General features: G+C 53.8%; 1 protein-coding gene. It reads left to right on the top strand.

Going from position 1 to position 493, the window contains the following annotated elements; translation table 11 throughout:
- Positions 1 to 213: 213 nt before the first annotated feature.
- Positions 214 to 493 (top strand): 30S ribosomal protein S10 (gene rpsJ / locus ACLJNW_RS23145; protein ID WP_410961077.1); only part of this gene is annotated, 280 nt, incomplete at its 3' end.

Below are 493 nucleotides of genomic sequence, written 5' to 3'. Positions count from 1 at the left end.
ATCCGCGAAGGCGGCCGTACCGTTGGCGCCGGCGTGGTTGCCAAGATCATCGAGTAATCGCTGATCCTGCCATCAGAAAAGGGGCCCTCCGGGGCCCCTTTTTTCGTTCGTTGGTTAAATATTGACACCCTGTGGGGGCATCCGTACAATTGCGCCTCCTTTTAACGGGCGTAGTCCGTCCGTTGGGAATGGTAAATTGGAGTCTGAGGTCAAATGCAAAACCAACAAATCCGGATTCGGTTGAAGGCTTTTGACCATCGCCTGATCGATCAATCAACCCAGGAAATCGTGGAAACCGCGAAACGTACTGGTGCTCAGGTGCGTGGTCCAATCCCTCTGCCGACCCGCAAGGAACGTTTCACCGTGCTGATCTCTCCGCACGTCAACAAAGATGCGCGTGATCAGTACGAAATTCGTACACATAAGCGTGTACTGGACATCGTCCAGCCGACGGATAAAACCGTCGATGCGCTGATGAAGCTCGATCTTGCTG

Origin of the sequence: Salmonella sp. SAL4457, from assembly GCF_046548235.1 — a bacterium.
GTDB classification, from domain to species: domain Bacteria; phylum Pseudomonadota; class Gammaproteobacteria; order Enterobacterales; family Enterobacteriaceae; genus Salmonella; species Salmonella enterica.
Note: the sequence above shows the minus strand (reverse complement) of the source record. Positions and strands in the feature narration are given on the sequence as shown.